The sequence below is a fragment of the Rheinheimera soli genome (assembly GCF_021290985.1).
GTDB classification, from domain to species: Bacteria; Pseudomonadota; Gammaproteobacteria; order Enterobacterales; family Alteromonadaceae; genus Pararheinheimera; species Pararheinheimera soli.
The window spans coordinates 1-327 of sequence record NZ_JAJOYU010000099.1 but is presented as its reverse complement, the minus strand read 5'-3'; the positions used below and the strand labels follow the sequence as shown (position 1 = coordinate 327).

The 327-nt window shown below is 45.9% G+C and carries 1 protein-coding gene; it reads right to left on the bottom strand.

Annotation, left to right across the window (positions count from 1 at the left end; genetic code table 11):
* Positions 1-327, bottom strand: a 327-nt coding sequence (locus LSG37_RS21155; RefSeq protein ID WP_233081986.1) for an ankyrin repeat domain-containing protein, incomplete at both ends; no start/stop codon positions are given.

The window sequence follows — 327 nt, the reverse complement described above, 5'->3', positions numbered from 1 at the left end:
TTTGCCCAATGCATCATTGTTCCCGAATCATCAAAACGCACATTAGGCGTGGCTCCAAACTTTAGCAAAGCCTCAAAGCCAGCCAAGTTATTTTTGCGGATAGCCCAATACAAAGGCGTGGCTTTTGAACGTCCCTGAGCATTAACATTCACCCCACTAGCAACCAACTGACGGACTTTTAGGATATCCCCTTTTCCAGCTGCTTTGGCAAGCGCCCTTACGTGAGAGTCTGGATAGAGCTCATCCAAATCCATCATAATCAACAAGGTCTGGCGTTGATTTTCATTGTGTTTACGTTGTGACTTGTCCAACGTTCCAAAGATTGGG